The organism is Achromobacter sp. Marseille-Q0513 (assembly GCF_018195695.1).
GTDB lineage: Bacteria > Pseudomonadota > Gammaproteobacteria > Burkholderiales > Burkholderiaceae_B > Achromobacter.
Genome location: NZ_JAGTJY010000258.1, coordinates 1 through 6136 on the forward strand (window position 1 = coordinate 1; position 6136 = coordinate 6136).

At 70.4% G+C, this 6136-nt stretch carries 5 protein-coding genes; 3 read left to right on the plus strand and 2 right to left on the minus strand.

Annotated features, from left to right (window positions below):
- Positions 1-3221, minus strand: a 3221-nt coding sequence (locus tag KDH83_RS28770; RefSeq protein ID WP_212322089.1) for an ABC transporter ATP-binding protein, incomplete at its 3' end; no start/stop codon positions are given.
- A gap of 141 nt (positions 3222-3362) precedes the next feature.
- Between KDH83_RS28770 and KDH83_RS28775 the strand changes: the two genes are divergently transcribed.
- From KDH83_RS28775 to KDH83_RS28785, 3 genes are all read left to right on the plus strand, one after another.
- Positions 3363-4331 carry a LysR substrate-binding domain-containing protein gene (locus tag KDH83_RS28775; RefSeq protein WP_212322091.1) on the plus strand — a complete coding sequence of 323 codons (969 nt, stop codon included), beginning with the start codon at positions 3363-3365 and terminating at the stop codon, positions 4329-4331.
- A 48-nt stretch (positions 4332-4379) separates the two neighbouring features.
- Positions 4380-4856: a hypothetical protein gene (locus KDH83_RS28780; RefSeq protein ID WP_212322093.1), complete on the plus strand. Its 477-nt coding sequence runs from the start codon at positions 4380-4382 to the stop codon at positions 4854-4856.
- Positions 4857-4917: 61 nt separating this feature from the next.
- Positions 4918-5361, plus strand: a complete 444-nt coding sequence (locus KDH83_RS28785; protein WP_212322095.1) for a DUF4952 domain-containing protein — start codon at positions 4918-4920, stop codon at positions 5359-5361.
- 280 nt (positions 5362-5641) lie between these two features.
- Here KDH83_RS28785 and dctP read toward each other — a convergent pair.
- A partial coding sequence (gene dctP, locus KDH83_RS28790) for a TRAP transporter substrate-binding protein DctP (RefSeq protein ID WP_212322097.1) occupies positions 5642-6136 on the minus strand: 495 nt, incomplete at its 5' end.

Below are 6136 nucleotides of genomic sequence, written 5' to 3' on the forward strand. Positions count from 1 at the left end.
GTGTCGTTGAACAGGTAGGTGTCCTGCGTGACCAGCGCGACCCGCTCGCGCAGGCTGTCCAGCTTCAGGCCGCGCAGGTCGGCGCCGTCCAGCCGCACCGCGCCCGACTGCGGATCCCAGAAGCGCAGCAGCAGGCTGGCCACGGTGCTCTTGCCCGCGCCCGACGCGCCCACCACGGCCACCGTGGCGCCGGCGGGCACGGTGAAGCTCAGGTTCTTGAGCGTGTTGTCGCGCTTGCCGGGATAGGCGAAGCTGACGTGCTCGAAGGCCAGCGACAGGCCCTGCGCCGACACGGGGGCGTCCGCCGGGCCATCGTTCACCGGCACCGGTTCGTGGCTGACCACGTGCAGCCGGCGCGTGGCGGCGATGGTGTCGGCCAGCTGGCGGCTGACCTGCGAGATCTCGGATACCGGCAGGAAGGTGGCCAGCGCGATCAGCACCAGCAGCGGCAGCATGCCGGCCGACAGCGTGCCGGCGGCAACCTGCAGGCCGCCGGTGACGGCCACGGCCAGCCCGCCCAGGCCGGCGGCCAGTTCGAAGTTGGCGTTCTGCCGCGACAGGTCGCGCTGCATGGACAGCCGGCGTTCGCGATAACGGTCGGCGGCGCGCAGGAACTCGTCGCGGCGGCGGCCGGTGGCCTGGAAGGCGGTCAGGTCGGCCAGACCCTGAATGGTGTCGGCGGTGTGGGCGCTCATCTCGCCCAGCGCCTGGCGGGCGCGGTCGCCCAGCGCGTCGATGCGGCGGCGGCCGCGCACCGGCGACAGCAAGGCATAGGCCAGGAAGGGCAGCAGGGCCAGCGCCACCGGCCAGCTGTAGAACGCCAGGAAGCCCAGTACCGACAGCGGCACCGCCAGCGAGACGATGGCCGGGGCGATGGTGTGCGCGTAGAAGTACTCGACCATCTCGATGTCCTGCGTCGCCAGCGCCACCAGATCGCCGGAGCGGCGTTGCAGCAGGTAGGCGGGCGCCAGCCGTTCGAGCTTGTCGTAGAGCTTGACGCGCATGTCCGCCAGCAGCCGGTACGCCATCGCATGCGCCAGCCAGGATTCGAGCCAGTGGAACAGCGCGGCCAGCGGCGCGGTGGCGAGCAGGGCGATGATCAGCGCCTGGATCTCGCGGCCGTCGCGGATGGCGGCCACGGCCAGCGCGCTCAGCACGCCCACGCCGATGAAGGCGGCCACGCGCGCCACGCCCAGCAGGATGGTGGCGACCAGCGTGCCGCGCCAGGGCCGCACCACCGACAGCAGCGTGCCCAGCGTGTCGCGCCAGCCCACCTGGGCGGCGTCCGCGTCCAGCGGGCGCGCGTCGGGCGCTTGCGGGTTGTCGAGGTCCGGCTCGTCCTGGCCATCCCGACGCTGACCGTGCGTGATGCCGGCGGACGCAGACGTCGAAGCCGCTGGCGCTGATGCCGCGACGGCGGGGGAATGCGCGGCGCCTGCGTGGCCGGCCAAGGCGCCGGCGTCCGCCATGTCGGCCTGCGCATCGGCAGGCCGCGCCAGCGTCGCCGCCTGCTCGCGCATCAGCCGGTGATACAGGCCGCCCTGGCGCATCAGCTCGGCATGGCTGCCGGACTCGACCACGCGGCCCTGGTCCAGCACCAGGCAGCGGTCGGCGCCGATCACGCTGGCCAGGCGGTGCGCCAGGATCAGCGTGCTGCGGCCTTCCATCAACCGGTCCAGCGCCTGCTGGATCAGCGCCTCGTTCTCGGCGTCGACCGAGGACAGCGCCTCGTCCAGGATCAGGATGGGCGCGTCGCGCAGCAGCGCGCGGGCGATCGCCAGGCGCTGGCGCTGTCCGCCGGACAGTTGCAGTCCGCGTTCGCCGATGCGGGTGGCGTAGCCTTCGGGCAGCGCCATGATGAAGTCGTCGATGTTGGCGGCGCTGGCGGCCGCGCGCAGCTGCTCGCGGCTGGCGTCGGGCCGGCCCAGGCGCAGGTTGTCCTCGATGGTGCCGTGGAACAGCATGATGTCCTGGCTTACCAGCGCGATCTGCGACAGCAGCGTGTCGGCGTCGAGCTGGTTCAGGTCATGCCCGCCCACGCGCACCGTGCCGGACTGCGGCACGCACTCGCGCAGCAGCAGGCGCACGATGGTGGACTTGCCGGCGCCGCTGGGGCCGACCACGCCGACCCGTTCGCCCGCGGCGATGCGAAAGCTCAGGCCCTGGTGCGCGGGCCGCTCGGGCGTGTAGGCGTAGGCGACGTTGTCGAATTCGATGGTAGGCGCGAGCGCGGCGGGCGCGGCCCGTTCAGCGGACAGGGGCGGGGTCAGCGGCCGCGCGTCCATCAGCATGTGGATGCTGGCGGCGGCCGACTGGCCCAGCATGCCCTGGTGCAGCACCGAGCGCAGATCGCGCAGCGGACGGAAGATCTCGGTGCCGGCCATCAGCACGATCAGCAGCGCTTCCACGCTCATGTCGCCGGCGGCCACGCGCCAGGCGCCCAGCGTCAGCGCCAGCGCGGCGCCCAGGGCCACGCCCAGGTCGGTGATGCCGCGCGTCAGCAGGCTCACCGACAGCACCCAGAAAGTGTTGTCGGACAGCTTGCGCGCGCGCGCCGCCAGGCGCTGGCCCCAGGCCTTGCCCTGGCCATAGGACTTGAGCGTGGGCAGGCCCTGCATGGCGTCCAGGAAGTCCTCGCCGAACTCGTTCAGCGAGCGGCTGCGCGCCAGGCTGGCGCGGCGGTCCAGCATGTGCACGGCCATCGGCCCGGCCAGCGCGAACAGCGCCGCCGCCAGCAGCACCAGCGCCGTGGGCACGTCCCAGAACGCGATCACGGCGAAGATGGCGAAGGGCGCGGCGGCGGCGATGGCCAGCTGCGGCAGGTACTGACCAAAGAAGGTCTGCAACTGCTCCACGCCGTCCACCACGGTCAGCATCACGCCGCCGGTGCGCTGGCGCGCGAACCAGGCTGGTCCCAGCGCGACGATGCGGTCGTACAGCTGGCCGCGTAGCGACAGCTGAATGGCGGCCGAGGCGCGCTGCGCCTGCACCGTGCGCCAGTGATCGAGCTGCGAGCGCAGCAGCACCATGAGCGCCGCGCCGGCGGCCGGCCAGGCCCAGTCGTTCCAGGGTGCGCCGTCGAACACGCGCGCCAGCATCAGGCCCAGGAAGACATAGCGGGCAATGCCGGCCGCCAGCGCCAGCAGGCCCAGCAGGATGCCGCCCGCCATGCCGGCGCGCAGGCCGCGCGTCAGGCGCCAGAGTCTCGCGTCGAAATACATATCGATGTTCCTTCGTGTATGACCGGCCGGATCGCCCGCGCGATGCGCGCCAGGATACGGCCCATGCGGCTAATGGTCCCCGATCGCGCGCGAATGCGAAAGCGATGGTTTTTCAATACACAGTTGAGATAAACTCAACCCATGCCAGACTTGCCCAACCATACCCCGCCGCTGGCCGCGCTGCGCGCCTTCGAGGCCGTCGCCCGACTCGGCAGCCTGAGCCGCGCCGCGACCGAGCTGAACGTCACCAAAAGCGCGGTCAGTCATCAGTTGCGGGCGCTGGAATCCGACCTGGGCGCGACGCTGTTGCATCGGGGGGGTACGTTGCGGCGGGCCCAGGTGACCGAGGTCGGCGCTTCTTTGCTTATATCCGTACAGCAGGCTTTGACCCTGCTGGAGACCGCCTGCCGCAACGTCCGCGTGGCCGTGCGCAGCAAGCGGCGCCATAGCCTGAACCTGTCGGTCAACCCGTCGCTGGCCGCGCTGTGGCTGGCGCCGCGCATCGGCCGCTTCATCGAACTGCATCCGGACATCGATGTGCAGGTATTCCTGCACGCCAGCCAGGATCCGGCCTGGAAGGCCCAGGACATCGACCTGGCCTTCCTGCACGTGCGCGAGCACGGCCCGCATCTGCCGCAGTCGGGCGATATCCGGCTGATGAGCGAAACCGTGGTGCCGGTGTGCAGCCCGGCGCTGGTGCCGCCCGGCGAGCGCGACGATCCGCGCGTGTTCACGCGTCACCGCTGGCTGGAGGAAAAGCATGTCGACAGCCCCGAGACGTCCTGGGACACCTGGAGCGCACGCCTGGGCCTGGATCCGGCGGACCGGCAGGAGCCGCTGGTCCTGAGCGGACTGAGCACCGTGGTGGCCGCCGCCGCGGCCGGTGTGGGCATCGCGCTGGGACGCGCGCCGCTGGTCGACGAGGAACTGGCCAGCGGCAGGCTGGTGCCCTTGATGCCGCGCCTGAAGCTGGCCGGATCCTGGGGCTATGTGATGCGCATGCAGCCCAACCGGCCGATGGACGCGGCGCTGCCGGCGCTGGTGGAATTCCTGGCCGAAGAAGGGCGCAGTCCCGGGGCATGGCAGAATCTGGCGCAGGAAGCAGGCTGATCCTGGCGCGCCGGCGGCGCCGGCGCCACGAACAGAAGGAGAAAGCGCATGACGCGATTGACGAAGGGGCTGTCGGTATTGGCCCTGGCCTTGTTTTTCAGTCCGCTGGCGCAGGCCGACAGCGCCTACCTGCAGGTCGTGCAGGCCGTGGCGGGCAAAGGCGAGGCGGGGCAGGGCGGGGATGTCGACGTGACCTTCACGCCGGGCAGCCGTGGTCCGCTGGCGGAGTTCACGCGCACGCGCGTCGGCAAGCGGGTCGAGTTCCGCGTCGATGACCGGGTCCTGACGGTGGTGACGGTGCAGGGCGCCATCGACACGTCCGGCCTGCGCATGTTCGGCGGGGGCAAGGGCTTCGGCGGCAAGTCGGCCGAGGACATCGCGCGCATTCTCGAGCCCGGCACCTACGTCGAGGTCGCCGACGCCGGCAAGCCGGATCAGGACCGCGTGCTCAACCTCGACGCCGGCGTCCCTGCCGACGCCACATCGGCTGACACGCCGGCGCGCAAACGCACGACCCGCCAATAAGGCTGACCCGTTTCCGGCGGCCGCGGGGCGCGACCGGAACACTGATAAATAGAGGCAAGCCGTGATCCATCCCGAAGCTGTTCTGCGTCTGGCCGCGCTGCTGACGCCCCTGTGCCTGATCTTGTCGGCCTGCGTCACGGCGAAGGCGACGTCCGCGCCCGCCTGCGGCGATTTCCTGGACAAGCAGGGCGACAAGCCCGTCTACATCGAATACCAAGGATGCCACTCGGAATACGAAGGGCAGGGCAAGCCGCTGGTGGCGCGTTACCGGCTGGACGGAACCCACGCGGCCGAAGCCGAGGACTTCCTGCGCCGGCGCTACGGCATCAAACCCCTGCACTTCGTGTGCTGCGGCTGGGAATCGACGCCGCATTCCTGGGTGGACGAAGGCCATGCCTGGAACCTGGTGTTCGGGTCCGAGGAAACGCTGGTTTCCGCGCGCGAGCAATGGCCGCGCATACCAAGCTTCCACATTCGCGTGGAGCAGTACACGGAAGATCCTTGAGACCCCCGTCGTGGCGGCATCGCGCAGGGTGATGCCCGGCGCAGGTGCGCGGACGGCCGCGCCTGGCCGGCCGCACGAAAACTAACGGGCGCCGGCTTGTGGCCGGCGCCCGTCCTAGATCGGCGGAACCTGCGTTCCGGCCTTGCTTGTGGCGGTCTCCCGGGCGGCTCTTCGCGCTGGCGCGCTGCGGCTGCCTCGGGAAACGGCCCGGCGGCGGCTCATGATGGCCGCCTTTCCCCCTGGGCTTGCTGCTAAATCCTTGCGGTGTGCTTCCTGACCTTTACTTCTTGCGGGCCGCGATCGCCTTCTCGGCGGTGTTGACCAGATCCTCGCCGATCTGCTTCTTCCACTTGTCGTAGACCGGCTTGGTGATCTTGGCGAAGGCGTCGTGGTCGGCCTGGGACAGCGAGGTCACGGTGACGCCGTGGCCTTCGATTTCCTTGAGCAGCGACGGATCTTCCGGCGTCACGCCCTTGCGCGCGATGACGATCTGCTGCTTGCCGGCGTCCAGCGCCGCCTGGCGCACGATCTCGCGGTCCTTTTCGGACCAGGAGTTCCAGACCTCGCGGTTGACCACGAAGATCAGCGGGTCGGCCACGTAATTCCACAGCGTCAGGTACTTCTGGCCCACGGTGTAGAGCTTGGAGCCGGTGTAGATGGACAGCGGGTTCTCCTGGCCGTCGACCGCGCCGCTGGCCAGCGCCGGCTGGGCGTCGGCCCAGCTCATCTGCGTGGGATTGGCGCCCAGCGCGGTGAAGGTGTCGATGTACAGCGG

What these genes read in the sequence shown, in the direction of transcription:
- KDH83_RS28775 (WP_212322091.1), top strand. Translation starts at nt 3,363, where the DNA reads ATGCCAGACTTGCCCAACCATACCCCGCCGCTGGCCGCGCTGCGCGCC.
- KDH83_RS28780 (WP_212322093.1), top strand. Translation starts at nt 4,380, where the DNA reads ATGACGCGATTGACGAAGGGGCTGTCGGTATTGGCCCTGGCCTTGTTT.